Origin of the sequence: Alkalicoccobacillus porphyridii (genome assembly GCF_007293315.1) — a bacterium.
In the GTDB taxonomy this organism is placed as follows: domain Bacteria; phylum Bacillota; class Bacilli; order Bacillales; family Bacillaceae_D; genus Alkalicoccobacillus; species Alkalicoccobacillus porphyridii.
The window spans coordinates 1-316 of sequence record NZ_VLXZ01000122.1 but is presented as its reverse complement, the minus strand read 5'-3'; the positions used below and the strand labels follow the sequence as shown (position 1 = coordinate 316).

Below are 316 nucleotides of genomic sequence, written 5' to 3'. Positions count from 1 at the left end.
GTGATATAAAAAATCGTTTTACGGGCAAGGCCCATAAAAACAAAAGGCGCGAAATTGTATTCCATTCTCACGCCTTGTGCAACGATTAAATCGCCGCTTTTTTGATCGCTGGGTTAGGCTTTTTCAACCTGGCTGAAGTCCAGCTCTACCGGGGTCGCACGACCGAAGATAGAAACAGACACTTTCAGACGAGATTTCTCGTAATCCACTTCTTCAACAACACCGTTGAAGTCAGCGAACGGACCATCATTAACACGGACCATTTCCCCCGGTTCAAACAGCGTTTTCGGACGCGGCTTATCACCAACCTGCTGCA

Annotated in this window: 1 protein-coding gene; it reads right to left on the bottom strand. The window is 47.5% G+C overall.

The window, feature by feature from the left end:
• Positions 1-113 precede the first annotated feature (113 nt).
• The coding region (locus FN960_RS23765; RefSeq protein ID WP_001321174.1) for a KOW motif-containing protein at positions 114-316 on the bottom strand (203 nt) is incomplete at its 5' end.